The following is a 25,138-nucleotide window of genomic DNA, read 5'->3' as shown; positions in this document are numbered from 1 at the left end:
CGGGCTCCGGCGTCCGGCCGAGGCCGGCCCCCGAGGTGAGCGGCCGCCGATGAGCGCCCGCTCGCTGTTCGGGCTCGTCTACGCCGCCTCCGTCAGCTCCGTGTATTTCGCCCTCGGCGTGATCGCCCATCACGCCGACGGGCTCACCCCCGAGGTGTTCATCCTCGCCGCCGTCTTCTTCCAGCTCACCGCGATGACCTACGCGGAGGGCGCGTCGCTGCATCCCGAAGGCCGCGGCGGCGCCGCCGCCTTCGGTCGCTACGCCTTCAACGAACTCGTCAGCTTCGTCGCCGCCTGGTCCCTCGTGCTCGACTACACGATCCTGATCGCGGTGACCGCGCTCGCGGTCCCCGCCTATCTGTCCGTCTTCTGGCACCCGCTCGCGCACGGGGCGCCACGGCTGATCGCATCGCTCGTGGTGATCGCCGCCGTCAGCGCCGATTCGATCACCGGCGTCAGCGGGCAACGGCTGCGCCGCCGGCTCTCGATCATCACCGTCGACCTCGTCGTTCAGCTCGGGGTGATCGTGCTCGGGGTGCTGCTCGTCTTCAGCCCCTCCCACCTCGTCCACGCCGTCCACCTCGGGGCCGGCCGTCCCTCCCTGTCGGGGCTCGGATTCGCGCTTCCGGCTGGAGTGATCGCCTTCGCCGGCCTGGAGACCGCCGCGAGCTACGCGAGCGAGCTCCGGGCGCGCCCGGGGGACATGCGCCGGCTGATGGGATTCGGCTCGGCGGCGATCATCGTCATCTACGTCGGGATCGCGATCGTCGGCGTCGCCGCCCTCCCGGTCCAGGACGGCTACACCGCCCTCGGACAGGGACATCTCTCCGCGCCCGTGCTCGGAATCGTCGAGTCCCTGCGCCCGCACGGGATCGCCGACGTGCTCAAGTTCGTCGTCGGGGTCACCGGAGCGGTCGTGCTGGCCTCCGCTGCCGGAGTCGCCCAGATGGGCGTCTCCCGCGTCGGTTACGCCCTCGCCACCAACCGGCAGATCCCATCGGCACTGGGGCGTCTCTCGGCCCGCTGGAGCACCCCCTGGATCGTCATCGTCACCGCCGCATTCGCCGCCGCGGCGCTCGTGATCCCCCAGAACCTCGAGTTCCTCATCGGCATCTACGCCTTCGGGGCGCTCGTCGCCTTCACCGTCGCGCACGTCTCGATCATCGCCCTGCGCTTCCGTGAGCCGAACGCCGAGCGGGCCTACCGGGTGCCGTGGTCTGTCCCCTTCCGGGGTGGTTCGCTCCCGCTGCCGACCGTCATCGGCGTGCTCGCGTCGGTGGCGGGCTGGCTCGCGCTGATGATCTTCCACGGCGGCGCCCGTTACGTCGGGACCGGGTGGCTGCTCTCCGGTCTCGCCCTCTACGTCGGATATCGCAAGAGCCAGGGCAAGCCGATCCTCCGTCGGGTGACGATCGCCGAACAGGCCCTCCGCCGTGACACCACCGCCCGCACCGAGTTCGGCTCGATCCTCGTGCCGGTGTTCGGCGAGGCGATCGACGACGACATCATCCAGACGGCCGGCCGACTCGCCGGGGAGACCCGTGAGGATGACCCTGACGGAGGCGCGGTGATCGAGGCGATCTGGGTGATCGAGGTGCCGATGTCCCTGCCGCTCGAGGCGCCGCTGCCCGAGCCCCAGGTGGCTCGCGCCCGGGCTGCGCTGCAGCGCGCCAAGCAGGTCGGGGAGGAGTATGAGGGAGTCCAGGTCGCGACCGCGATCGTCCGGGCCCGCCGGGCCGGGCAGGGGATCGTCCGGGAAGCCCAACGCCGCGGCGTCGAGCTGATCGTCCTCGCGGCCGAGGAGCCGGCGCCGGTGCGCGGCGGGGCGCGGCTGGGTGGCCGCCGCGGGCCCCTCGACGCTCTTGTCGGCGACGTCTCACGGTACGTGATCGCCAAGGCGCCGTGTCGGGTCATCCTCACCGCCGCCCCCGATCGATCGCTCCCGCCCGCCTCGCCACCGGTCACCGCGCCCACGCCGACCGATCCGGCGGCGGTCGTCGGAGCCGACCCCGGTCCTGTCTTCCCCGAGCCCCGAGGCTGATCGATGGCTCGCATCGAAAGCCACGGGCTGCGCCGCAGCGTCGGCCTCGGCGGCCTGTTCGCCACCGCCTACGGGAACGTCGGCTCGAGCATCTACTACGCCCTCGGGCTCGTCGCCGCCTACGCGCTCGGGCTCACGCCGGTCATCTTCATGCTCGCGGGCGCGCTGTTCGCGCTCACCGCGAAGACGTATGCGGAGGGCGCGTCGATGTTTCCCGAGGCGGGAGGGTCCTCGAGCTTCGCTCGCCACGCCTTCAACGAGTTCATCTCCTTCTTCGCCGGCTGGGCCCTCAGCCTCGACTACATCCTGACGATCGCCATCTCAGCGTTCTTCGTCCCCAACTATCTCGGCGCCTTCTGGCCGTTCCTCGACCATCCGCCCGGGGACATCATCGGCGGCATCGTCGTCGTGATCATCCTCGCCGTCCTCAACGTGCGCGGAATCGGCGAGTCAGCCAAGCTCAATTTCTTCCTCGCGATCGCCGACCTCCTCACCCAGGTCCTGATCATCGTCGTCGGCGGCTTTCTCATCCTCGACCCGAAGCGGCTCGTCGATCAGGTGAGCCTCGGGAGCACCCCGACCTGGGGTCACACGATCTTCGCGCTCTCGCTCGCGATGCTCGCCTACACGGGGATCGAGACGGTCTCGAACATGGCCGAGGAGGCTTCTGACCCCGACCACGATCTTCCCAAGGCCGTCAACCTCATCCTCCTCGCCGTCCTCGGCGTCTACGCCGGGATCACCGTCGTCGCGCTCTCGGCGCTTCCGGTCCACGGCCACGGGCCTCACGCCTACACGAACCTCGGTGGCAAGTACCAGGCCGATCCGGTGCTTGGGATCATCGCGCACCTCGGGCTGCCCGGCGGCGTCCAGCACGTCCTGCGCTACTACGTCGGCCTGCTCGCGGCGACGATCCTGTTCATCGCCACGAACGCCGGCCTGATCGGGATCAGCCGCCTCTCCTGGTCCCTGGCCGAACACCGTCAGCTGCCGATGCTGTTCGCGCGCCTGCACCCCCGCTATCACACCCCGTGGTTCACGATCCTCTTCTTCTCCGGTTTTGCGGCGGCGCTGCTGCTGCCCGGGATCGTCCTCGGTACCGGGGAGATCAACTTCCTCGGAGATCTCTACTCCTACGGGGCGATGCTCAGCTTCACGACCGCGCACGCGGCGATCATCGCCCTGCGCCTCAAACAGCCCGACGCGCGCCGGCCGTTCATGATCAAGGTGAACGTCCGGATCCGGGGCAAACCGGTGCCGGTGTCCGCTCTCGTCGGGCTGGTCGGCACGACCGCGGCGTGGATCTCGGTGATGGTCCTCCACGTCGACGCGCGCTACGTCGGCACCGGCTGGATGATCGTCGGGGTCACCGGCTATGTCCTCTATCGACGCCGCGAGGGGATGGACCTCACCTCCCACTACCGCATGCCCCACCGGGAGCGCCCGCCATGGTTCGTCGAGCTCGAATACCGCTCCGCGCTCGTGCCGATCTTCGGCACCGATGTCGACGCCTCCGCTCTCCGCACGGCCGCCAAGCTCGTCGGGGAGGACGCCTCGGTCGAGGCGGTCTACATCCTCGCGGTACCCAACCAGCTCTCCCTCGACGCCGGACTCGAGGCTGAGGAGACCCGCGGCTATGAGGTGCTCGAGGCGGCGCGGCTGACCGGCCGCCGGGCGGGTCTGCGGGTCCAGACCCGCCTCATCCGCACCCGCTCGCCTGGCGCGGCGATCGTCGAGGAGGCCCAGCGCACCGGTGCCGAGGTGATCTACCTCGGCACCCAGCACGCACCGCCGTCGGAACGAGCCCTCGGCCCGACCGCGTCCTACCTGCTCGGACACCGCCCCTGCCGGGTGGTGATCGAGACCCCCGCCGTCTCCAGCCGCTGAGCCCGTCCCCCGGTCCACCGGGACCGGGGGCGGCACCGAGGTCTCAGGCTGCCGCCCCGGCTTCTGTGCTCGCCCGGTTGGGCTCCGGACGACGGCCGGTCAGGATATGAAGCGGTAGCCGACCCCGGACTCGGTGCGGATCAGCCGCCCGCCCGCCTCGGCGTCCGGCGTCTCGATCTTGCGGCGCAGGTTGGCGATGTGGGCACGCAGCACCTGGGTGTCCTCGGCGTAGGCCTGGCCCCATACGGTGGCGAGCAGCTCACGGTGGGTGAGCAGCCGCCCGCGGTTGGTGGCCAGCGTCTGCAGGAGGGTGAACTCGGTCGGGGTGAGGTGGACCTCGGTCCCGGCGATGGTGACGATCCGCCGGGCGAGGTCAACGCTGAGTGCGCCCGCAGAGATGACCGCCTCCGCGGCGGTCGCGGTCCGGCGCAGGTTCGCCTCGAGCCGGGCGACGAGCTCTCGCGGCCCGAACGGCTTGGTCACGTAGTCGTCGGCGCCGGCGGCGAGCGCACGGACCTTCGCCTCCTCCTCACCGACGGCAGACAGCAGCAGGACGGGTATCGCTGTCCACTCGCGCAGCCGTCGGCACAGTTCGATGCCGTCCCCGTCGGGCAACAGCAGGTCGATGATCGCCGCCGCCGGCGAGTGGACGGCGGCGAGGTCGAGGGCCTCCTCGACCCCACCCGCCGGCAGCGCCTCAAAGCCGGCATCCCGCAGGATCACCCGCAGGGCCCGAAGGATCTGGTGCTCGTCATCGACGACGAGGATCTGCGGGCGGTCGCTCACCGCGCGGGCCCTCGGCCGGGAACGGCGCCCTCGACGGCGTCGAGGGCAGTCGGGTCGGGCTCAGCCGCCGGGTCCGTGAGCGGGAGGGAGATCTGAAAGCTCGCGCCCTGGCCGGGGTGGGAGTCGAGCCCCAAGCTGCCGCCGCCGGCCTCGATGAAGCCGCGGGCGATCGCCAAACCGAGGCCCGACCCGGTTCCCCGGTCGCTGCCGCCCTGCAGCCAGGTCTCAGCCCGGTAGAACGGCTCGAAGATCCGGTCCCGCTCAGCGGCGGCGATCCCGGGACCCCGATCGACGACGGTGATGATCACCGTGTCGTTGCCCGTGCGCGCGTTGACGGTCACCGTCGAGGAGACGCGAGCGGCGTTCTCGAGCAGGTTGGCGATCGCCCGCTCGAGCTGGGCGGCGTCACCGCGGATCTCCGGCAGGTCCGGGGCGACGAGCACGCGCACCCGGGCGGCGGCCTCGGGGTCAAGGCCGTCCCGGGCCGACTCGATCACCTCCGGCACCGACACCCAGTCCCTGCGCGAGCCCGCCTGGCCGGCTTGCAGGCGCGAGAGGTCGAGCAGCTTCTCCACGAGCGCGGCCATCCGCTGCCCCTGTTCGCGGACGGCGTCGGCGAGTTCGCCCCGGTCGGTGTCGGTGAGCGAAGGGGAGCCGAGAGCATGACCGGCGGCGACGATCGCGGTGAGCGGTGTCCGCAGGTCATGGGAGACGGCGCGCAGAAGCGCGGTCTTGACGTCGTCGGAGCGGCGCAGCGCCTCGGTCTGGACGGCCTCGGCCTGGATCGCGTCGCGGCGCAGGGCGACCCCGAGCAGTGCCGACAGGGTCGGCAGCACCCGGGTATGCAGCCGCTGATCGAGTTCCGGAGCGAGGCCGGCGGGGACGGTGAGCCGCCCGATCACCGCCGCGTCAGCGTCCCGGAGCATCAGCGTCTGGCGGCGTCCGTCCGCCGGTGGGCCGGGGCCGAGCTCGATCGCCACCGACGGCAGGCCGAGGGCGGCCGCGAGTCGGCGGGCGGTCCCGGCGAGCGCGGTCGCCGTGTCCGCTCCGCCGAGCAGTTCACGGGCGAGGTCGGCAGCGAGATCCGCCTCGCTACGTCCCCGCTCGGCCTCCCGTGCCCGGGCACGCGCGAGCTCGGCGATCGCGCTCGCGCTGAGGGCAACGACCATGAACGCGGCGAGCGCGACCCAGTTGCGCGGGTCGGCGATGGTGAAACGGCCGACGGGCGGGATGTGAAAGAAATTGAACGCCGCCGCGGACAGGACGGAGCTGGCGAGCCCGAGCATCCAGCCCCACAGCGCCGCGACGGAGAGCACGACGGGCAGGTACACGACGCTGAGGGAGACGACTGGGGCGAGCTGCTTGAGCGGGTAGATCGCCACCGTCGCCACGGCCACCCCGATCAGGGCGAAGATCAGCCCCCAGAACCGGGGCGGGCGGGTCTGGCCGAGCACAGTCCTCAGAGTAGGGGAGGGCAGGAGACCGGCCCGCCGACGCGAACTCCCCACCATGCTGCTGCGCAACCGCCCCCCCGTGATCGAACTCCACAGCGCCCCCACCCCGAAGCGGATCGAGGCCCTCCCTGATCCGGCTATCGCCGTCATCCGCTGGCTCAACGCCAACCGGGTCGACTACGTCGTCGTCGGTGCGGTCGCCCGTGTCGTGCGCGGTGAGAGCGCCGCCCGCGGTCCGGTGGCGATCGTCCCGGCCCCCTACGGCCGCAACCTCGACCGGCTCGCCCGTGCGCTCGGCGCCGCCCGGGCCCGGCTGCGACTCGAGCACGAACTCGGGCCGGGCGTTGTCGCCGAGCCCGGATCCGCCTCCGCGGCAGTCCGCCTCAGCGCCGAGCAGCTCGTCCGTGCCGAGGGGTGGACGCTGCGCTGCGGCGACGTCGACCTGGACGTCGAAGGTCGCCCCGGCGGGGTTCCCCGCTACCAGGAGCTGCTCTATGAGGCCCAGCGCAGCGAGCTCGCGGACGGGGTCAGCGCCGAGATCGCCGCGCCCGAGGACATCGAGCTCTACGCCCAGTTGCGTCGTGGCGTCCGCGCCCCGGAGATCCGGGTGCGTCGCGGCAGCCCGAGCCCGGCTGCCTGACCGCGGGCTCAGCGGTAGCGGCCCGGCTGCCAGAGCGGCTCTTCGCCGTCGTTGGCAGCCCGGCTGAGGATGAACAGCAGGTCCGAGAGGCGGTTGAGGTAGCGGACCGTCTCGGCGTTGACGTCGCCGCCGCAGGCGACCGCCGCCCGCTCGGCCCGCCGGCAGACGGTCCGAGCGACGTGGAGCTGGGCGGCGGCGGGGGTGCCGCCGGGCAGCACGAAGGACTTCAACGGGGCGAGTGTCGCGTTGACCTCATCACAGCGCTGCTCGAGCCACTCGGTCTGGGCGGGCAGCACGCGCAGACGCTCACGCTCGGCGTCCTCGGGGGCGGCGAGGTCGGCCCCGACGTCGAACAGGTCGTTCTGGATCCGCTCGAGCCAGCCGCGGAACCCCTCAGGCAGCGCGCCGGCGGCGAGCAGCACCCCAAGCTGGGCGTTGAGTTCGTCCACCGTTCCGTAGGCCTCGATCCGAGGGTGGGTCTTGGCAACCCGGCTCATATCCCCGAGATGGGTCTCTCCACCGTCACCGAGGCGCGTGTAGATGCGGGTGAGATTGACCGTCACGACCGGGAGCACTCTACAGCGCTAGGATCGGGACGTCCCGAGCGGTCCCGTCCGCACAGCCGGTGCGAGGCCGGCATGGACCCGCCGCCGAGATGTCGATGTCCGCGCAGAACCGCTTCCCGGGTCGCGCAGTAGACGCGCAGACGGTTCAGCTCTCCGATTTTCAGGACATCAGCATCGTTCACCACGCCGACAAGCCCTCGCCGCACAGCTCGCGCGTGAGCGGGCGCTCCCGACGGGGCTGCGGGGCCGGTGCCCCGCAGCCCCGAGCCTGGCTTCCCGGGCTCGCCGCGCTCGCCGCGCTCGCGCTCGCCGGCTGCGGGTTCGGCGGTCGTCCGCTGTCGCAGACCGTTGCGGTGCGGGTGACGACCGGCTTTGGCAGCACGGTCGTCGGCGACGACAGCCTGTCCCGATTCCCGGCAGCCTGGTCGGTGCTCGCCCTCACCCGGCACTTCTTCGCCGTTCAGACCGCCTCGGGGGGGCGCTCGGTCACGTCGATCAAGCGCATCGCGGGCCAGTCCACCCGTCAGTGGTCTCTCTACATCAACGGGATCGCGGCGGCCAAGGGCGCGGGGGCGACCCGGCTGTACCCGGGGGATCAGGTGTGGTGGGACCTCCATGACCGGCGTGTGACCGCGAACGTCCCGGCGGTCGTGGGGGCCTTCCCCGAGCCGTTCACCAGCGGCAGCGGCGGCCAGCGCATTCCGACCGCGCTCATCTGCGCCAATCAGGACGAGGCCTGCGCTGCGGTCACCCGCTCGCTCGACCGCGCGGGGGTGAAGGTTGCCTTCCAGGGGCTTGGAACCGGGTCTGGGGCCGAGTCGCTGTCGGTCGTCGTCGGCACGTACCGGCAACTGCGCGGGGTGATCGCCACCGAACTGCTCTCCGCCGGCCCGAGCCAGTCGGGGGTCTACGCGACCTTCGTCGGCTCCAGCGGCCAGGCCCTTGAGCTCGAGGATCCGACCGGAAACGTCGTCGACACCGTGCACGGATCGGTCGGGCTGATCGCCGCCGTCGAGGAGAGCGGCATCAATGAGCCGGTGTGGCTGGTGACCGGCAACGACCGTGCCGGCGTCGCCGCGGCCGCTCAGGCGCTCACGCCGGCCGCGCTCGCCGATCACTTCGCAGTCGCCGTCCTCCCCGACCACCGGGTGATCGGACTTCCCCTCGATCCGAACCGCTGACCGTCTCGGGAGAGGCTCCGTCACGCGCTGGTGGCCATCGCCGTCGGTGAGTGAGTTAGAGTCGCCCCCGGAGGCAACCCGACCGAGGAGTACGCGCGCAGATGAGCATGGATCCGACCCGCCTGACGGCGATTCCGCTGTTCTCGACCCTCATCCCGGAGGAGGCTCGGCGCCTGGCCGCCTTCGCCACCGAGACGAGTGTCGCCGAGGGCCAGATTCTCATGAAGGAAGGGGATTTCTCGACCGAGCTGATCGCGATCGAGGAGGGGACCGCCGACGTTCTCAAGGGCGGGGCGACGGTCGCCACGCTCGGCCGTGGTGACCTCATCGGGGAGATGGGCCTGCTCTCCCGCGAGCCCCGCAACGCGGACGTCATCGCCACGAGCCCGATGCTCGTGATCCGGCTCACCCACTGGGAGGTGCGGCGGATGTCGACGGAGACGATCGACAAGATCGAAGCCGTGATTCGCGAGCGGCAGGCCGCCGGGGCCGCCCACCCGTACCAGTAGCGCGGGGTGGTGTCGATCCGAGCCGGGCGCAGCCGAGCATGAGACGTGAGGATGCCGTCGCCTCCCTCGCCGGGGAGGCCTTTGACGTCGCGGTGATCGGCGGCGGGATCACCGGTGCCGGGGTCGCCCTTGATGCGGCGAGCCGCGGCTACAGCGTCGCCCTGATCGAACGGTCCGACTTCGGCTCGGGCACGAGCTCGAAGTCCTCCAAGCTCGTCCACGGCGGCCTGCGCTACCTGCAGAACTTCGACCTCGGGCTCGTCCGCGAGGCGCTTCTGGAGCGCCAGCTGATGGTCCGCCTCAGCCCGCACCTCGTCCGGCCGCTGCCGATCGTGATCCCCGCGTTCGACGGGGCGCGCCCGGACCGCGTCACCGGCATCGGCCTCAACATGTACGACGTGATGTCGACCCGCAGCTTCCGCCCCCGGCGGCCGCGGCGCCCGGCCGGGGGGGAGGGGGACCTTGACGCTCCGGCGGAGGAGGTCGACTGGAGTCCGGACCGCCACCGGGTGATCTCCGCCGAGGAGGTCCTCGAGCGGCTCCCGGCGCTTTCGACGCGCAACCCGTCAGGAGGGTACCTCTTCTACGACTGCCAGACCGATGACGTGAGGCTGGTCCTCACCGTGCTCGCCGAGGCCGGGCGGTTTGGGACCGTCGCCGCCAACCGGGTGGAGGCGCTCGCCCTCGATCGCGAGGGGATCCTCGCCCGGGACGTCGAGTCGGGCGACGAGTTCGTGTTGCGGGCCGCCAACGTGATCAACGCGACCGGGGTGTGGGCGGACCGGATCCGGCCCGGGGAGCTCGCCTCCGAGGCCGAGGTGCCCCAGATCCGGCCGAGCCGGGGCACCCACATCCTCCTCGACCACGCGGACCTGCCGCTCGTGTCCGGGGCGATCGTCCCGGCGGGGGAGGGGCGGACGATCTTCGCCCTCCCGTGGTACGGGATGAGCCTGATCGGGACGACCGACAACAACTACGCGAGCGAGCTCGACCACATCCAGCCCGCGCCGGAGGACGTCAGCTACCTGCTCGACGCGGTCAACACGTTCTTCGCTCGCACGCTGACACCCGCGGACGTGGCCGGCGCGTTCGCCGGCGTGCGGCCGCTGATCGCCTCCGGCGACAGTCGCAAGTCCGTCGACATCAGTCGCAAGGCCGAGTTGTATGAGACCTCGAGCGGGATGATCACGATCACCGGCGGCAAGCTCACGACCTGGCGGCGGATGGCCAAGCTCGCCGTCGACGCCGTCGTCGAGCGGGACGGCCGCTACGCGCCGTGCCGGACCGACCGGATCCCCCTCGGTCAGCCGGTGCCGGCTGAACGGCTCGAGCGGGTGCCGGGCGTCGCCGAGGCCGCCTACGCGCACCTCGCGGCCCGCTACGGAGAGCGCGCCACCCGCGTGCTCCGCCTCGCCGCCGAGCGCCGTGAGCTGGCCAAGCCGATCCTCGCGGGCTATCCGGACCTGCTTGCCGAGGTCGCCTATGCCGCGAGTGAGGAGCAGGCCCGCAGCGTCGGGGACGTGCTCCTGCGCCGCACCCGGCTCGGGCTGCTCGCCGGTCGGGTTCTCGCCCGCACCGCCGCGCCCGAGCCCGCCCGGGTCGCCGATGTGCTCGGGGCGGCGCTGGGCTGGGATCGCCTGGCGATCGCCACCGCGATCCAGGCCTTCGCCGCCGAGGCCACCGCGGAGGGGATCGCCCTCCCGGGGGGTACCCCGGGATGACGGGTCGGCCCTGGCGGCCGCTGGGCCCGGTAGCCTGCGCCGCGTGGTGAGCGCCGAGGAGACCGAGGAGGGGACAGAGATCGGTGCCGAGGCGGGCCCGCCCCGCGGTGGTCCGGGCGAGCCGCCGCCGCGGGCGGACCTGCTCGATACCCCGCTCGGCCACGAGCTCGGGCAGCTCGCCCGTTGCCTGCTCGGAGCTCACGGCGCGACGGGCGAGGCGGTGCTCGACACGATCGCTGCCACCCCCCGGGACCGGCTCGAGGCGATCGCCGCGACCGTGGCCGCCTGCCGGCGCCGGGAGCCCGTCGTCCCGGACAGACCCGCGGCCGGGGGCACGCTCGGCAGTCGCACGGCGGCTGAGGTCGCCGTCGCCAACCACCAGCTTCCCCAGCGCCAGCGGGAGGCGCTCGCACTGCGCGAACTGATGCGCCTCCGCCACCGCCAGATCGGTGTGGTGATCGCGCTTGAGCCGAGCGCGGTCGCGGCACTGCTCGCCCGCGCTCGGATCGCTCTGCACGCCCACCTGCGAGGGTTCAGCGTCGTGTCGGGCGCCGGCTGCGCGGGGGCGGACCGGGCGCTCGGGCTGCTCGCCCGCCGCCAGGACGCCGAGGCGCTCGTCCAGACGGAGGTCGAGTGGCTGATGGCCCACCTCGCCGACTGCCGGGTCTGCGAGCGCGCCCACGGGGCGATGCTCGAGGCATCGATCCGCTACCGGATCGCGCTGCGCCCGTGACCGTGCCGGACCGCGCCGCGCCCGGGATCGCACCACAGCGAGAGCTCGCCGCCTGCGGGGCGAGGCTGCGGTTCGGCGGGGCCCCTGCGCTGATGGGGATCGTCAACGCGACCCCGGACAGCTTCTCCGATCAGGGCCTCGAGCGGACCCTCGAGGCGCGCGTCCAGCGGGCACGGGATCTCGTCGCGGCGGGAGCGAGCGTGATCGACATCGGCGGGGAGAGCGGAAGCACCGACACCGCCGCGGTGGGGGTCGAGGAGGAGATCGAGCGGGTCGTTCCGGTCATCGCCGCCGTGAGTGCGCTTGGGGTGACCGTCTCAGTCGACACCTACAAACCGGCTGTCGCCGCCGCCGCCGTCACTGCCGGCGCGCGGATCGTCAACGATGTGAGCGCCCTCGCGGACCCGGAACTCGCCGATGTCTGCGCGCAGACCGGCGCCGCCCTCATCCTCATGCACACCCGGGCGGCCCCCAAGCACAAGCTGCTGGACCGCGGCTACGACGGACGGATGGCCGCGGACGTGCGCGCCCTGCTGGGCAGCCTGATCGAAACCGCGATCGCCCGCGGGGTCCAACCCGAGCAGCTGATGCTCGATCCCGGCCCGGACTTCGGCAAGACTCCCGCCCAGACGGTCGAGGCGCTCCGGGACGTGCGCGCCCTCCACGACTTCGGACGGCCGCTGCTGGCGGCGATCTCCCGCAAGGACTTCATCGGCGCGATCACCGGCCGGCCGCCGACCGAGCGCCTGGCCGGCACGCTCGCCGCCCTCGCCTTCGCCGCCGACACCGGGATGCACCTCGTTCGCGTCCACGACGTCAGCGCCGCCGCCGACTTCCTCAAGGTCCGGGCCGTCCTGGAGGGGACGGCGGACCTCGCCGCCGACGCGCACCTGCCCGATCATCTGCGCCGCCAGCGCTGAGCCGTCCCGACCGTCTAAGCTCACCCCAGCGAATCGCCGGCCGCTGCCCCCACGCGGCCGGAGCCAACCGAATCATCCACACACCCAGGAGGACCCATGACCGTACTTGACCGTGCCGCCCTTGAGGCGAGCCCCCTCGCCGATCTCCACGCGATCGCCGCCGATATCTCCCTTGACGGGTACCGACGCCTCCGTAAGGCGGCCCTGATCGACGCGATCATCGCCCGCCAGACCGGGGTGGAGCCCGGCGAGCCCGCCGAGCCGGCGGAGACCGCAGAGACGGGCACGGGCGGTGTCGATGCCGTCGACGCGGCCGCTGCGGACGCCGATGAGGATGACGGTGAGAGCACCGCCGCGAGCCGGCGGCGCCGTGGGCGCCGCGGCGGGCGGGGCCGGGCCGGGGGCCGGGAGACGGAGGAGACCGCACCTGACGCCGAGGTCGTACCCGAGGCCGACGCCGAGGCCGAGGCGCGGACTCCGCGTGGCGGCCCGGCGACGATCGTCGAGGGTGTCGTCGAGTTGCTCGCCAACGGCTCGGGCTTCCTCCGCGTCGCCCCGCCGGACCCCTCGGACGACGACGTTTACATCTCCGCCGCTCAGGTCAAGCGCTGCGAGCTCGTCTCCGGGGACACCGTCAGCGGGCCCCGGCGCGCCCCCCAGCGCTCGGAGCGGTTCGCCTCCCTCGTCCGGGTCGACACGATCAACGGCCGCCCCGCCTCCGAGGTCGCCGACCGCGCCCGCTATGACGAGCTGGCTGCCCGCTTTCCCGACGAGCGCTTCAAGCTCGCCTCCGAGGACGCGACGCTCAAGGCCGTCGAGTTCCTCACCCCGCTCGGGCGTGGCTCGCGGGTGAGCCTCGTTGGCCCGGCGTGGGCGGGGAAGTCCCACACGCTCAAGGATCTCGCCCGGGCGCTCGCCGGCGAGGAATCCCTCACCGTGTTCGTCGCGCTCGCCGGCGTCCGGCCCGAGGAGCTCGCCGACTGGGGCGCTGAGGCGGCCGGCCTGCCCGCGACCGCCGTGTCGCTCAGCTTCGCCGCCTCCGCCGACGCGCAGGATCACGCGGTGGAGATGGTGATCGAGCAGGCAAAGCGCGTCGCGACCCGCGGCGGTGACGCCGTCGTGCTGGTCGACACCCTCGACGGTCTCAACCCGGGCACCGCCCGCAAGGTACTCGCGGCCGCTCGCAACCTGAGCGACGCCGGCAGCCTCACCGTGATCGCCACCGCGAGGACTCCGATCGGCGGGGAGACGACGGTCATCGCCCTCGATCCGGCACTCACCTCGACGGGCCGCTTCCCGGCCCTTGACCTCGTCAACAGCGGCACCCTGCGGCCCGAGCTGCTCGTCGGCGAAGCCGGCGCCCGCGCGATCGCCGAGGCCCGCTCCGAGGCCTACGGGCTCGAGTAGGGGGCCCGTGCAACTGTGGCGGCGGGGGTGCAGAGGTTTGTCCTCCCCGCCCGGCCCGGCCGTCCGTTCGTTTTGTCGCCGGGGTGAGGCCCGTGCCGCCAGCCCCAGACCGGGGTAGGGTCGCCGCCCGCCGGCTGGGCCGCGTAGTTTCCCGGCGCGAGGAGGCGTAACGGGCCGCACGGGTCTGCCAACAGCGCCGGATGTCAGGGCCGTGGGCGGAGATTACGGTGAGTGCATGTCCTCTCTCAGCTCCCCACATCGAATCGAGACCGAGAATGTCAAGCCGTCGGCGGTCGTCCAGAAGTGGACGGTGGCGGTGCTCACCGGACTCGGCGTCATCCTCACCCTGATCATCGTCGCAACGGTCGCCATCCACGGCGCCCAGAACCCGCCGCTCCGTCCGGTCGTGCAGGTGCTGCGGGTTTCCGAGAGCGTGCCGGTCCAACCGGTCGTCTACCTGTCCGTCGCCCCTGGGGTCAAACCCGGACCGGACGGACAGTTGCATGACGCCTTCAGTCAGACGACGTTCGCGGCGTATGTCGGCCGACCGGTTCGGTTGGTGATCAACAACACCGATACCGTGCCCCACTCGATCGTCTCAGCGGCGGCCGGAGTGGATATCACCGTCCGACCCGGCACCCACACCTACACGCTGCTCGTCAAGAAGTCGGGCATCTTCCAGTGGCACTGCTCTTTCCCCTGTGATCCCTACTCGATGTCCCACGTCGGCTACATGATGGGGACGATCGTCGCCCAAGCCCCGCCGCCGCGGGTGTGAGCGCGCTTGGAGGGCCCGCCTGTGCTGAGGCTGGGGCGAGCCGCAGCCGGGCCCGACCGAGTGCACAGATTCGTCTCAGTGACGAAAAATCGACCTCGCTCCCTCGATTCAACGCGCGTTGAGCCGCACGACCGGGGCGAGGCGCGCCACGACGGGGCCGCGCCACGACGGGGCCCGCGCCACGACCCCAACGGACTCGCCTGCCGCGCGGCCTCAGAGCGCCTTGAGGATGTCCTCGACGCGCTCCTTCGCGTCGCCGAACAGCATCGCGGAGTTGTCGCGGAAAAACAGCGGGTTCTGGACCCCGGCATAGCCGGAGGCCATCGAGCGCTTGAAGACGATCACGTTCGCCGCCTCCCACACGTGCAGGACGGGCATGCCGGCGATCGGGCTGCCAGGCTCCTCAGAGGCCGCCGGGTTGACCGTGTCGTTGGCGCCGATCACCAGCACGACGTCGGTGTCGGAGAAGTCGTCGTTGATCTCGTCCATCTCGAGCACGATGTCGTAGGGAACCTTCGCCTCCGCGAGCAGCACGTTCATGTGCCCGGGCAGGCGTCCGGCGACCGGATGGATGCCGAAGCGCACCTCGACCCCCTTGGCCCGCAGCTTGCGGGTCAGTTCGGCGACCCCGTGCTGGGCCTGGGCGACCGCCATCCCGTAGCCGGGCGTGATGATCACCGACTTGGCCTCCGCGAGCATCTCCGCGGCCGTCTCGGCGTTGACCTCACGGTGCTCCCCGTAGTCCTTGGCCTCCCCGGAGGACGCCTCGATCCCGAACCCGCCGGCGATCACCGAGATGAAGCTGCGGTTCATCGCCTTGCACATGATGTAGGAGAGGTAGGCACCGGAGGAGCCGACGAGCGCGCCGGTGATGATCAGCGCGTCATTGTTGAGCAGGAACCCGGAGGCGGCCGCCGCCCAGCCCGAGTAGCTGTTGAGCATCGACACGACGACGGGCATGTCGCCTCCGCCGATGCTCGCCACGAGGTGCAGCCCGAGGGCGAGCGCGAGCAGGGTGACGAGGATGAGGGCGAGCAGGTTCGGGCTGGCGACGAACCACGCGGTGAGCCCGACGAACACGGCGAGGCTGCCGAGGTTGAGCAGGTTCTTGCCCGGCAGCACGAGCGGGTTCGATTTGATCCGCGCCGACAGCTTGAGGAACGCGATGATCGACCCGGTGAAGGTGACCGCGCCGATGAACACGCCGATGAACACCTCGGCATGGTGGATCCCGAACGTGCCCTGGAGCTTGAACACCTGCGCTTCCGTCGCGTGTGGCCGCCGTTCGATCGACAGGTACCCGTCCCAGCCGACGAGCACCGCGGCGAGACCGACGAAGGAGTGAAACAGCGCGATCAGCTCCGGCATCTGGGTCATCGCGACGACCCGAGCGCGGTAGAGGCCGATCGCCGCGCCCGCGATGACGGCGAGGAGGAGCAGGATCACCCCGAGGGTGCTCATCGCGTGCAGGCCGGGGGCGTGCACGCCACCGGGGAGGTTCTGGGGGAAGATGCTCGTGACGCTGCCGCTCTCGTTTCCGAGCGCGTACACGAGCGTCGCGGCGAGCGCGACGACCATCCCGGCGATCCCGAACATGTTTCCGACCCGTGAGCTCTCGTGCCGGGAGAGCCCGGCGAGCGCGCGGATGAACAGAAGCGCGGCGACGATGTAGGCGGCGTTCGCCGCGGAGGTGACGGACATGGGCCTAGCTCCTCACGAACATGGCGAGCATCCGTCGGGTCACCGCGAAGCCGCCGAAGATGTTGATGGACGCCAACAGCACCGCGAAGGCGGAGACGATCGTCACGAGCGTGGTGTAGTGACCGATCTCGAGGATGCCGCCGACGACGATGATGCCGGAGATCGCGTTGGTCACCGACATCAGCGGCGTGTGCAGCGCGTGGTGGACGTTGCCGATCACGTAGTAGCCGACGACGATCCCAAGCGCGAGGACGGTGAGCTCAGGCAGGATTGCCGTCGGGGCGAAGGCGGCGATGAGGAAGAGAACGAGGAACCCGGCGGCGATGATCCCGTAGCGCCGGGTCGCGGTCATCGGCTCTCGTTCGGGGGTGGTGCCGGCACCGGCTGCCGGGCCGGTGCCGGCGGCGGGCGCCGCCGGCGCTGCGCTCACCTGCACCGGCGGCGGCGGCCATGTCAGCTCGCCGTGGCGGACGACACAGATCGAGCGCTGGATGACGTCCTCGAAGTCGAGGACGAGCTGGCCGTCCTTCTCCGGGGTGAGCAGTTTCATCAGGTTGACGAGGTTCTGGCCGAACAGCTGGGAGGCCTGGGTCGGGAGCCGCCCGGCGAGGTCGGTGTAGCCGAGGATCGTCACCCCGTTGGCCGTCAGCGTCTTCTCCCCGGCGACGGTCCCCTCGACGTTGCCGCCGGTCCCGGCGGCCATGTCGACGATCACCGAGCCTGGCTTCATCGTCGCGACCATCTCCGCGGAGATCAGCTTCGGGGCGGGGCGGCCGGGGATGTTCGCCGTCGTGATCAGGATGTCGATGTCCGGCACCGTCTTGGCGTACAGCTGGGCGGCCAGCTCGTTGTAGTTCTGGCCCATCTCCTTGGCGTATCCGGTCGCCGACACCTCGGCCTCCTCGCCGGTGTCGACGTAGAGGAACTCCCCACCGAGGGACTTGACCTGGTCGGCGACCTCGGGGCGGGGGTCGGTCGCGTAGACGATCGCCCCGAGGCTGCCGGCGGCACCGATCGCCGCGAGGCCGGCGACCCCGGCCCCGGCGACGAGCACCTTGGCGGGCGGGACCTTGCCCGCGGCCGTCACTTGGCCGGTGAAGAAGCGACCGAACTCGTGGGCGGCCTCGACGACGGCCCGGTAGCCGGCGATGTTGGCGGTCGAGGAGAGGACGTCCATGCTCTGGGCGCGGCTGATCCGCGGCACGGCGTCCAGGGCGAGTGCGGTGATCGGGCGGCGGGCGAGATCCTCCACCAGCTCGGGGTCGAGCATCGGTGACAGCCAGCTGATCAGCGTCGCGCCGTCGCGGAGCCGGTCGAGCTCCTCGGAGGCGGGGGCGTTGACGCCGAAGACGACGTCGGCTCCGAGCGGGTCGCCGATCTGGGCTCCCGCCTCAACATAGGCGGCGTCGGGGAAGCTCGCCAGCTCGCCCGCGCCGGGCGCGACGAGCACCTCATACCCGAGCTTGATCAGCTGGGCGACGGTGTTGGGGGTCGCCGACACCCGGGTCTCCCCGGGTCGTGACTCCTTCAGGACTCCGATGATCATCCAATAAGCTCCTCAGCAGCGCGCACACCAGGGGATGGCGGCGGGCACGGCCATCTCAGCCGTCGCCCATCCGGCTCCCGGGGTCGGGTTTGTAGCACCTCTCGCCTGGATCTGGGCGCAGACCGGCTCCGACGCGGTGACGGTCCGCGCGCCGGCGGCGCTCCGCTGACCGTGACGCCGGTCAGGTCAGTAGGCCCGGCAGCGGCTGCGGTGGCGCGGCGAGCGCTTGTACAGCGGGCTCTGGCCGCGCTGCCAGAGGAGCTGGTCGATCTCCGCGGCGGTGACGGGGGAGTGCTCGGAGCCGCCGAGGGCGGCGACCATCAGCTCGACCGCGCAGAGCGCGGCCGCACGGATTTCGATCTCCTCGGTGCTGTCGTGGGCGATCAGCGTCTCGGCGTCGATCCGGGCGACGAGTTCGGGGGTGAAGGTGAGGATCCCGTCGAGGCGGAGTACGTGGGGGACGAGGTTGTCAGCGAACATCGTCAGCGCCGCCAGGTCGTCCCAGTGCACGACGCCGGCCCGGTGCAGGTCGGCGGCGGCGATCTGGGCGCGCTTGAGGAACGGCACCGGGCGCCCCGCGTAGGTGGAGACGTCGGCGAAGCTCCACCACGGGGCGAGCAGCTCGACGAGGGTGACCGCCGAGCCGGCGCAATGCTCGAGAAGGGCGAGCGGGTCACCGGCCCAGTCCCCGTCGAGGTGGGCGCCGAGGTCGTTGAGGGAGGCACAGAACAGCGCCATCAGCTCGTGGCCGGGGTCCTGGCCGAACGTGGCGGCGACCTCGGCGACCCTGAGGCTGGCGAGCGCCTCCACGCTCCAGGGCCCCCGTTCGTCCCAGCGGCGGGCGAGGCCGCCGGCGACCGTCCCGTAGCCGGTGGCGCCCGGCAGCTTGCGCAGCGTCGGAAACCAGCCCGAGCCGAAGTTGATCGCGTCGAGGGTGAGCCAGTACAGGGCGACCTCGCGGCGGCGTGCAGGGTCGCCGAGCGCGACCGGGAGGGCTGTGGGGAGGGTCGGCAGAGTGGCCGCGTACAGGGGCACCTGCTCGCGCTGGAGGTGGACGTGGCGGGCCTGGGCGGTGACCCAGGCGGCCGCCTCTCTCAGGTCGTTGACGACCACGACGGTCGCTACCGTAGCGAGCGTGGCGTCGTCCCGTAGCGAGCACTCCCCGACGCCGGCTGCGGCAGCGCTCGAACCGTTGCTGTCGGGGCTCAACGGCCCCCAGCGGGAGGCGGTCACCCACGGCGGCGGGCCGCTGCTGATCCTCGCCGGTGCCGGGTCGGGCAAGACGCGCGTGCTCACCCACCGGATCGCCCACCTCGTCGCGACCGGTGCGGCGGCACCGTCGGAGATCCTTGCGATCACCTTCACGAACAAGGCGGCGGCCGAGATGCGCGAGCGCGCCGAGCTGCTCGTCGGCCGCCAGGTCCGGGTGATGTGGGTGATGACCTTCCATGCCGCCTGTGCCCGGATGCTGCGCGCCCACGCGGACAAGCTCGGCTACACGCGCCAGTTCACGATCTACGACCAGGCGGACGCGCGCCGGCTCGTCAAACGGGTGCTCGAGGAGCACGGGGTCGATCTCAAGCGGTGGACCCCGGCGGCGATTCACTCTCAGATCTCGGACGCCAAGAACCGGCTGATCGACCCGGACGCCTACGCCCAGGCGCAGGGGTCGGTGTTCGAGTCGATCGTCGCGGACGCCTACCAGGCGTACCAGAGCGGGCTGATGGCAGCCAACGCGATGGACTTCGACGACCTGCTCGTCCGCGCCGTCGACCTGATGACCCTCTTTGGGGAGGTCCGCCATGGCTACCAGCGCCAGTTTCGGCACCTGCTCGTCGACGAGTACCAGGACACCAACCCGGTCCAGTACCGCTGGCTGTCGCTGCTGGCCGCCGGCGCCGACGGGGACGCCGACGCCCAGCGCAACCTCACCGTCGTCGGGGATCCGTCCCAGGCGATCTACGGCTTCCGCGGGGCGGACATCCGCAACATCCTCGAGTTCGAGGACGACTTTCCCGACGCCCACGTCGTCGCGCTCGAGCAGAACTATCGGTCGACCCAGACGATCCTCGACGCCGCCAACGCCGTGATCGCCGGCAACCAGCCCGCCGGCGTGGGCGGCCGCACCGCACCGGTGACCCGCCTCTGGTCAGAGCTCGGTGAGGGTGACCCGATCAAGGTCCGGGAGCTCGAGGACGAGCACGCCGAGGCCCGCTTTGTCTGCGGGGAGATCCAGGCGCTCACCGACGGTGGCGCCGCCCGCGCGGAGATCGCCGTCTTCTACCGCACCAACGCCCAGTCGCGGGTGCTTCAGGAGCAGCTCGGCCGGGCCGAGATCCCCTACCAGGTGATCGGCGGCACGAAGTTCTATGACCGGATGGAGGTCAAGGACGCGCTCGCCTATCTCACCCTGCTCGTCAACCCGCTCGACACGGGCGCATTCACCCGGATCGTCAACCAGCCCAAGCGGGGGATCGGGGCGACATCCCTCGCTCGCGTCGTCTCCTTCGCCAACACGGTCGGGCTGTCGATCTGGGACGCCGCCCTCGCCGCCGCGGATGGGCGCCTCCCCGGTCTCGGGGCCGCCGCGGTGAAGGCGTTCGCCCGGTTCATGGACACGATGAGCGGACTACGGGCCCGCGTCGAGTCCGGAGCGACCGTACAGGCGGTGCTCGCCGAGACGCTCGCGGCGACCGGCTATCTCGAATGGCTCGAGGCGGAGCGGACGATCGAGGCCCAGGGCCGGATCGAGAACCTCGAGGAGCTGATCAACGGCGCCGGTGAGGCGGGGGAGGAGGGTCTGCCCGAGTATCTCCAGCGGGTCGCCCTGATCGCCGACGCGGATGGCCGCAGCGATGACGACGGGCTCGTGACGCTGATGACCCTGCACAACGCGAAGGGGCTTGAGTATCCGATCGTGTTCATCCTCGGGATGGAGGACGGCGTCTTCCCCCACTCGCGGGCGATGGAGGAGGGCAACGTGGAGGAGGAGCGCCGGCTCTGCTATGTCGGCATCACCCGCGCCCAGCGAGACCTGTACCTCACCTACGCCCGCCAGCGGACGATCTTCGGTGCCCACAGCTACGCGATCCCGTCCCGGTTCCTTGCCGAGATCCCCGCTGCCCTCACCGACCGGGAGGAGCAGCGGTCCCGGCGCACCGGTACCGCCCCCGGCAGCTTTCGTGACCGGCTCACCCGCTGGGACGGCGGTGGGTCGAGTCGCGGCTGGGACGGCGGGGTGGGGCAGGGCTGGGGCGCTCCGGCGGGTCGCGGGGCCGGCGGAGCGGGCGACTGGCCGGGCGGCGGGGAGGCCGGCTGGGACGCCGGGGCGGAGGAGCCCGTCGCCTACCGGCTCGGGGAGGACGTCAGCCACCCCTCGTTCGGGGAGGGGGTCGTCACCGCCCTCGAGCCGGGCGGCATCATCGTCATCCGTTTTGCCCGGGACGCCTCTGAGCGAAAGCTCGTCGCCGACCTGGCCCCGATCACCCGGAGGTCCTCATGAGCGCTGAGATCATCGACGGAAAGGCGATCGCCGCCGGCCTGCGGGCGACGGTCGCCGCCGAGGTGGAGACCCGCCGCGTGGCCGGCGCGCCCACGCCCGGGCTGGCGACGATCCTCGTCGGGGAGGACCCCGCCTCCGAGGTGTACATCGGGATGAAGCGCCGCCAGTGCGTGGAGGTCGGGATCGCCGACCTCCACCGTCACCTGCCGGCGGATACGCCCCAGGCGGAGGTCGCGGCGGTCATCGCCGAGCTCAACGCGGACCCGTCCGTCAGCGGCATCCTCCTCCAGTTGCCGGTGCCCAAGCCGCTCGACGGCGGGGCGCTCACCGAGCTCATCCACCCCGACAAGGACGTCGACGGCCTCACGGCGATCAGCGTCGGCCGGCTGTGGCGCGGCGATCCCGGCCTGCGCCCATGCACCCCGAGCGGGGTGATGGCGATGCTCGCCCACCACGCGGTCCCGGCCGCAGGGGCCCGTGCGGTCGTCGTCGGCCGCTCCGACCTCGTCGGCAAGCCGCTGGCCGCCCTGCTCCAGCAGGCGAACGCGACGGTGACGATGGCCCACTCGCGCACCCGGGACCTCGCCGCGGTGACCCGGGAGGCCGACATCCTCGTCGCCGCCGTCGGTGTCCCCGGCCTGATCGGCGCCGGACACGTCAAGCCGGGCGCGGTCGTCATCGACGTCGGCATGAACCGACTGGCGAGCGGGCTCGTCGGTGACGTCGACTTCCCCGCCGTCGCCAAGGTCGCCGGTCTGCTGACGCCGGTCCCCGGTGGGGTTGGGCCGCTGACCATCGCGATGCTGTTGTCCAACACGCTCGCGGCCGCGACACTTCAGGCCGGTGCCGACGCCTCCCCGCATTGACCTGAGGCTGCGGATCGGCGGCGCGGTGGCGCTGGCGATCCTGCTCCTGTTCACCCGCTGGTATGGGGTGAGCACACCGGCGCACGGCAGTTTCGGGGCGGCCGGGTCAAGCGCGGTCGGGGGCTGGAAGGCGCTCGGCATCCTCCGCTGGCTGATCCCGCTCGCGCTGCTCGGCGTCACCGCGAGCCTGCTCAGCCCGCGCGCGGCCGTCGCGGACGTTGCCGTGCTGGGAGGCCTGCTCTGCACCGCCGCGCTGCTCTATCGGCTCGTGTTCGTCCTCCCGGACCCGCACGCCGTGCTCGACGTCAAGGTCGGTGGCTACCTTGCCCTCGTCGCCAGCGCCGCGCTCACCCTCGGTGCCTGGGAGGCCCCGGCGGGCCCGTGGCTCGACCCGGCGGGGCAGGGTGCGGACGCCTCCGCGGCGGCGACCGCGCCCCCTCAGCGCTCCCTGCCCGCTCCCGCCGGGCCACGGCGGTGAGCTCCGACCCGGGCCCGCCGGCGGGACCCCGGCCCCAGCCGACGGCACCGATCAGCCCGGACCGGCCGGCGCCGGTGCGCCCGGACCGGGCCGGGATCGCGCTCGATCGGCTGCGCGCCCCCGAGTGGCTGATCGGCGCGCTCGCGCTCGCCCTGCTGGTCGACGTGCTCGCGCTGCCCTGGTACCACCTCGCCGCCGTGCTCGCACCGACGGCGGCCGGCCTCGGCGCGGCGACGAGTGCGACGGGGGTCGCCGCGCACGCCCTGATCGGCCCCTACGCGCTGCTCGTCGGCCTGCTCGGCCTCACCGTCGGGCTCGCCCAAGCCGCCCGGCCCGCACCGGCCGTTCCCGTCTGCCTCACCGTCATCCTCCTGCTCGCCGCGCTTGTGCTCACCGCGGCGCTGCTCATCCGGGTCGTCTTACTTCCCCCGCACCTGTTCCTCTCCACCGCCGCAAGCCCGGACAGCACCCGCACCGGGGTGCCCGCCGTCGCCGGCCTGTTCATCGCCGCCGCGCTGTGTGGCGCCGCCGGGTGGTCGCTGCGCGTCGACGGGATCGCCGCAGCGGATGCGCCGGCGGCGATCGAGACGCTGGCGCTCACCCGCCGTCCCGGCTGAGGTGCCCGCCGCGCCACCACCCGTTGACGTGCCCGCCTAATATCGGCGCCGATGCTCTCCCGCCATGAGGTCGATCACGTCGCCGCGCTCGCCCGGCTTGCCCTCACCGACGCCGAGGCCGAGCGGATGGCCGTCGAACTGTCCTCGATCCTCGAGCACATCGACCGGATCCGCGCGCTTGACCTTGACGGGGTCGCCCCGACCGCCCATGTGAGCGACGCGACCGCCCCGCTGCGCCCCGACGTGCCCGTCCCGTCACTGCCCCGTGAGGCCCTGCTCGCCGCCGCCCCCGAGGTCGCCGACGGCGGCTTTGGCGTGCCGAGCCCGGGAGCGTCGGCTCAGTGAGCGACACCATCCTCGAGCTCAGCGCCGCCGCGGCGGCGGCGGCGATCGCCGCTGGGGACCTCGACCCCGCCGAGCTGTTCGCCTGCTACCGCGAGCGCGCGGCCGCCGACCCGCTCAACGCGTTCCTGTGGGTCGCGCCGCCTGGCCCGCCCGCCGGCCTCACCGAGCCCACAGCCGGTGAGGCCGCCACGCCGCTCGCCCCCGTCCCGCTTGCGGTCAAGGACCTGTTCTGCACCCAGGGGGTACCGAGCCAGTCGGCCTCGAAGATCCTCGAGGGGTACCGGCCGCCCTACAGCGCGACCGTCGTGGCGCGGCTCGGCCTGCCGCTCCTGGGCAAGACCAACCAGGACGAGTTCGCGATGGGCTCCTCGAACGAGAACAGCGCGTTCGGTCCGGTCGCCAACCCGTGGGATCGCGGGCGGGTGCCGGGCGGCTCCTCGGGCGGGTCGGCGGCAGCGGTCGCCGGCGGTCTCGCCCCGTGGGCGCTGGGGACCGACACGGGCGGCTCGATCCGCCAGCCCGCCGCCTTCTGCGGGATCGTCGGGCTCAAACCGACCTACGGCGCGGTCAGCCGCTACGGGATGATCGCGTTTGCCTCGAGCCTCGACCAGGCCGGCCCGCTGACCCGCGACGTCACCGACGCCGCGCTCCTGTTCTCACAGATGGTCGGAGCCGACCCCCGCGACGCGACCTGCGTCGCCTTCCCCGACCGGATCGGGCGGCCGACCGCGACCGACCTTGCCGGCGTTCGGCTCGGGATCCCGAGTGACCTGCTCGAGGCCGTCGACGGGCTCGACCCGGCCGTGAAGGCGAACTTCGACGCGACCGTCGCGCTCGCGGGCTCGCTCGGGGCCGAGATCGTCGAGGTCAGCCTCCCGCACGCCGAGCACGCCCTGTCGGCCTACTACATCATCGCCCCGGCGGAGGCGTCGGCGAACCTCGCCCGCTTTGACGGGGTCCGCTACGGCCTCCGGCTCGGCGGCGAGCAGGACCTCCTGTCGATGTATACCCGCACGCGCGGGGAGGGGTTCGGGCCTGAGGTCAAGCGCCGGATCATGCTCGGGACCTATGCGCTGGCGAGCGGCTATTACGACGCCTACTACGGCACCGCCCAGAAGGTCCGCACCCGGATCAGCGAGGATTTCACCGCCGCCTTCGGCCAGGTCGACCTGATCGTCACGCCGACCGCACCGACCGTCGCCTTCGGTCTCGGTGCGGTTGCCGACCCGCTCGCGATGTACCTCAACGATTTCTACACGGTGCCGATGTCTCTCGCCGGGATCCCGGCGATCAGCATTCCCTCCGGTCTCTGTGACGGCCTGCCGGTCGGCTTTCAGCTCGCCGGGCCGGCCTTCAGCGAAGCGCGCCTGCTCGAGGCCGCCCACGCGCTCGAGCAGGCGATCGGCTTCGATGGCGCCCCCGCCCGGGCCGGAGGGACGGCCTGACCGGCCCGGCCGACC

The 25,138-nt window shown here is 72.1% G+C and carries 22 protein-coding genes; 16 read left to right on the top strand and 6 right to left on the bottom strand.

The annotated features are described in order from the left end of the window. Nucleotides 1-49: 49 nt before the first annotated feature. Both M3M55_RS12280 and M3M55_RS12275 read left to right on the top strand, forming a co-directional pair. Nucleotides 50-2,041, top strand: a complete 1,992-nt coding sequence (locus M3M55_RS12280; protein ID WP_249009791.1) for an amino acid permease — start codon at nt 50-52, stop codon at nt 2,039-2,041. A gap of 3 nt (nt 2,042-2,044) precedes the next feature. Next, a complete protein-coding gene (locus M3M55_RS12275; protein WP_249009790.1) occupies nt 2,045-3,928 on the top strand; it encodes an amino acid permease in 1,884 nt (627 codons plus the stop codon). 99 nt (nt 3,929-4,027) lie between these two features. Here M3M55_RS12275 and M3M55_RS12270 read toward each other — a convergent pair whose 3' ends face one another. Further along, nucleotides 4,028-4,714, bottom strand: a complete 687-nt coding sequence (locus M3M55_RS12270) for a response regulator transcription factor (protein WP_249009789.1) — start codon at nt 4,712-4,714, stop codon at nt 4,028-4,030. Beyond that, nucleotides 4,711-6,168 carry an ATP-binding protein gene (locus M3M55_RS12265; RefSeq protein ID WP_249009788.1) on the bottom strand — a complete coding sequence of 486 codons (1,458 nt, stop codon included), beginning with the start codon at nt 6,166-6,168 and terminating at the stop codon, nt 4,711-4,713. Before M3M55_RS12265 ends, M3M55_RS12270 begins: the two co-directional genes overlap by 4 nt. Nucleotides 6,169-6,223: 55 nt before the next feature. Between M3M55_RS12265 and M3M55_RS12260 the strand changes: the two genes are divergently transcribed. Beyond that, a complete protein-coding gene (locus M3M55_RS12260; RefSeq protein ID WP_249009787.1) occupies nt 6,224-6,808 on the top strand; it encodes a hypothetical protein in 585 nt (194 codons plus the stop codon). An 8-nt stretch (nt 6,809-6,816) separates the two neighbouring features. Here the strand turns inward: M3M55_RS12260 and M3M55_RS12255 are convergent, their stop codons facing one another. After that, nucleotides 6,817-7,371 carry a cob(I)yrinic acid a,c-diamide adenosyltransferase gene (locus M3M55_RS12255; protein WP_249009786.1) on the bottom strand — a complete coding sequence of 185 codons (555 nt, stop codon included), beginning with the start codon at nt 7,369-7,371 and terminating at the stop codon, nt 6,817-6,819. 98 nt (nt 7,372-7,469) lie between these two features. Between M3M55_RS12255 and M3M55_RS12250 the strand changes: the two genes are divergently transcribed. The 7 genes from M3M55_RS12250 to M3M55_RS12220 all read left to right on the top strand — a co-directional run bounded on the left by M3M55_RS12250 (nt 7,470) and on the right by M3M55_RS12220 (nt 14,623). Further along, entirely contained in the window at nt 7,470-8,555 is a 1,086-nt protein-coding gene (locus tag M3M55_RS12250) for a DUF4430 domain-containing protein (protein ID WP_249009785.1), read from the top strand. Between the two features lie 101 nt (nt 8,556-8,656). Then, entirely contained in the window at nt 8,657-9,064 is a 408-nt protein-coding gene (locus M3M55_RS12245; protein WP_249009784.1) for a cyclic nucleotide-binding domain-containing protein, read from the top strand. 38 nt (nt 9,065-9,102) lie between these two features. Further along, on the top strand, nt 9,103-10,785 hold the full coding sequence (locus tag M3M55_RS12240; RefSeq protein ID WP_249009783.1) for a glycerol-3-phosphate dehydrogenase/oxidase: 1,683 nt from the start codon (nt 9,103-9,105) through the stop codon (nt 10,783-10,785). Nucleotides 10,786-10,831: 46 nt separating this feature from the next. Then, nucleotides 10,832-11,518: a sigma factor-like helix-turn-helix DNA-binding protein gene (locus M3M55_RS12235; RefSeq protein WP_249009782.1), complete on the top strand. Its 687-nt coding sequence runs from the start codon at nt 10,832-10,834 to the stop codon at nt 11,516-11,518. Then, nucleotides 11,515-12,438 carry a dihydropteroate synthase gene (folP, locus tag M3M55_RS12230; protein WP_249009781.1) on the top strand — a complete coding sequence of 308 codons (924 nt, stop codon included), beginning with the start codon at nt 11,515-11,517 and terminating at the stop codon, nt 12,436-12,438. The genes M3M55_RS12235 and folP overlap by 4 nt, the downstream gene beginning before the upstream one ends. Before the next feature lie 96 nt (nt 12,439-12,534). Then, nucleotides 12,535-13,845 (top strand): Rho termination factor N-terminal domain-containing protein, encoded by a 1,311-nt coding sequence (locus M3M55_RS12225; protein ID WP_249009780.1) that lies wholly within the window; start codon nt 12,535-12,537, stop codon nt 13,843-13,845. Nucleotides 13,846-14,080: 235 nt separating this feature from the next. Then, the gene (locus M3M55_RS12220; protein ID WP_249009779.1) at nt 14,081-14,623 is read left to right on the top strand and encodes a hypothetical protein; all 543 of its coding nucleotides are present in this window, start codon (nt 14,081-14,083) and stop codon (nt 14,621-14,623) included. A gap of 213 nt (nt 14,624-14,836) precedes the next feature. On the opposite strand, the gene M3M55_RS12215 is transcribed toward M3M55_RS12220, so the two are convergent. From M3M55_RS12215 to M3M55_RS12205, 3 genes are all read right to left on the bottom strand, one after another. Further along, entirely contained in the window at nt 14,837-16,324 is a 1,488-nt protein-coding gene (locus M3M55_RS12215; RefSeq protein WP_249009778.1) for an NAD(P)(+) transhydrogenase (Re/Si-specific) subunit beta, read from the bottom strand. A 4-nt stretch (nt 16,325-16,328) separates the two neighbouring features. Beyond that, entirely contained in the window at nt 16,329-17,870 is a 1,542-nt protein-coding gene (locus tag M3M55_RS12210; RefSeq protein ID WP_249009777.1) for a Re/Si-specific NAD(P)(+) transhydrogenase subunit alpha, read from the bottom strand. Between the two features lie 186 nt (nt 17,871-18,056). Further along, nucleotides 18,057-18,983 carry a queuosine salvage family protein gene (locus M3M55_RS12205; RefSeq protein ID WP_249009776.1) on the bottom strand — a complete coding sequence of 309 codons (927 nt, stop codon included), beginning with the start codon at nt 18,981-18,983 and terminating at the stop codon, nt 18,057-18,059. Nucleotides 18,984-19,005: 22 nt separating this feature from the next. Between M3M55_RS12205 and M3M55_RS12200 the strand changes: the two genes are divergently transcribed. From M3M55_RS12200 to gatA, 6 genes are read left to right on the top strand one after another with little or no spacing between them, the layout of a single operon-like run. Further along, the gene (locus M3M55_RS12200; protein ID WP_249009775.1) at nt 19,006-21,372 is read left to right on the top strand and encodes an ATP-dependent helicase; all 2,367 of its coding nucleotides are present in this window, start codon (nt 19,006-19,008) and stop codon (nt 21,370-21,372) included. Beyond that, nucleotides 21,369-22,238 (top strand): bifunctional methylenetetrahydrofolate dehydrogenase/methenyltetrahydrofolate cyclohydrolase FolD, encoded by an 870-nt coding sequence (folD, locus tag M3M55_RS12195; protein ID WP_249009774.1) that lies wholly within the window; start codon nt 21,369-21,371, stop codon nt 22,236-22,238. The genes M3M55_RS12200 and folD overlap by 4 nt, the downstream gene beginning before the upstream one ends. Beyond that, nucleotides 22,216-22,716, top strand: coding sequence for a hypothetical protein (locus M3M55_RS12190; RefSeq protein WP_249009773.1), 501 nt, complete (start codon nt 22,216-22,218; stop codon nt 22,714-22,716). The genes folD and M3M55_RS12190 overlap by 23 nt, the downstream gene beginning before the upstream one ends. Further along, entirely contained in the window at nt 22,713-23,333 is a 621-nt protein-coding gene (locus tag M3M55_RS12185; RefSeq protein WP_249009772.1) for a hypothetical protein, read from the top strand. Before M3M55_RS12190 ends, M3M55_RS12185 begins: the two co-directional genes overlap by 4 nt. Before the next feature lie 51 nt (nt 23,334-23,384). Beyond that, a complete protein-coding gene (gene gatC / locus M3M55_RS12180) occupies nt 23,385-23,678 on the top strand; it encodes an Asp-tRNA(Asn)/Glu-tRNA(Gln) amidotransferase subunit GatC (protein ID WP_249009771.1) in 294 nt (97 codons plus the stop codon). Beyond that, nucleotides 23,675-25,123: an Asp-tRNA(Asn)/Glu-tRNA(Gln) amidotransferase subunit GatA gene (gatA, locus tag M3M55_RS12175; protein ID WP_249009770.1), complete on the top strand. Its 1,449-nt coding sequence runs from the start codon at nt 23,675-23,677 to the stop codon at nt 25,121-25,123. The genes gatC and gatA overlap by 4 nt, the downstream gene beginning before the upstream one ends. Nucleotides 25,124-25,138: the final 15 nt, after the last annotated feature.

It is taken from the genome of Conexibacter sp. DBS9H8, assembly GCF_023330685.1.
Lineage (GTDB): Bacteria > Actinomycetota > Thermoleophilia > Solirubrobacterales > Solirubrobacteraceae > Palsa-465.
Note: the sequence above shows the minus strand (reverse complement) of the source record. Positions and strands in the feature narration are given on the sequence as shown.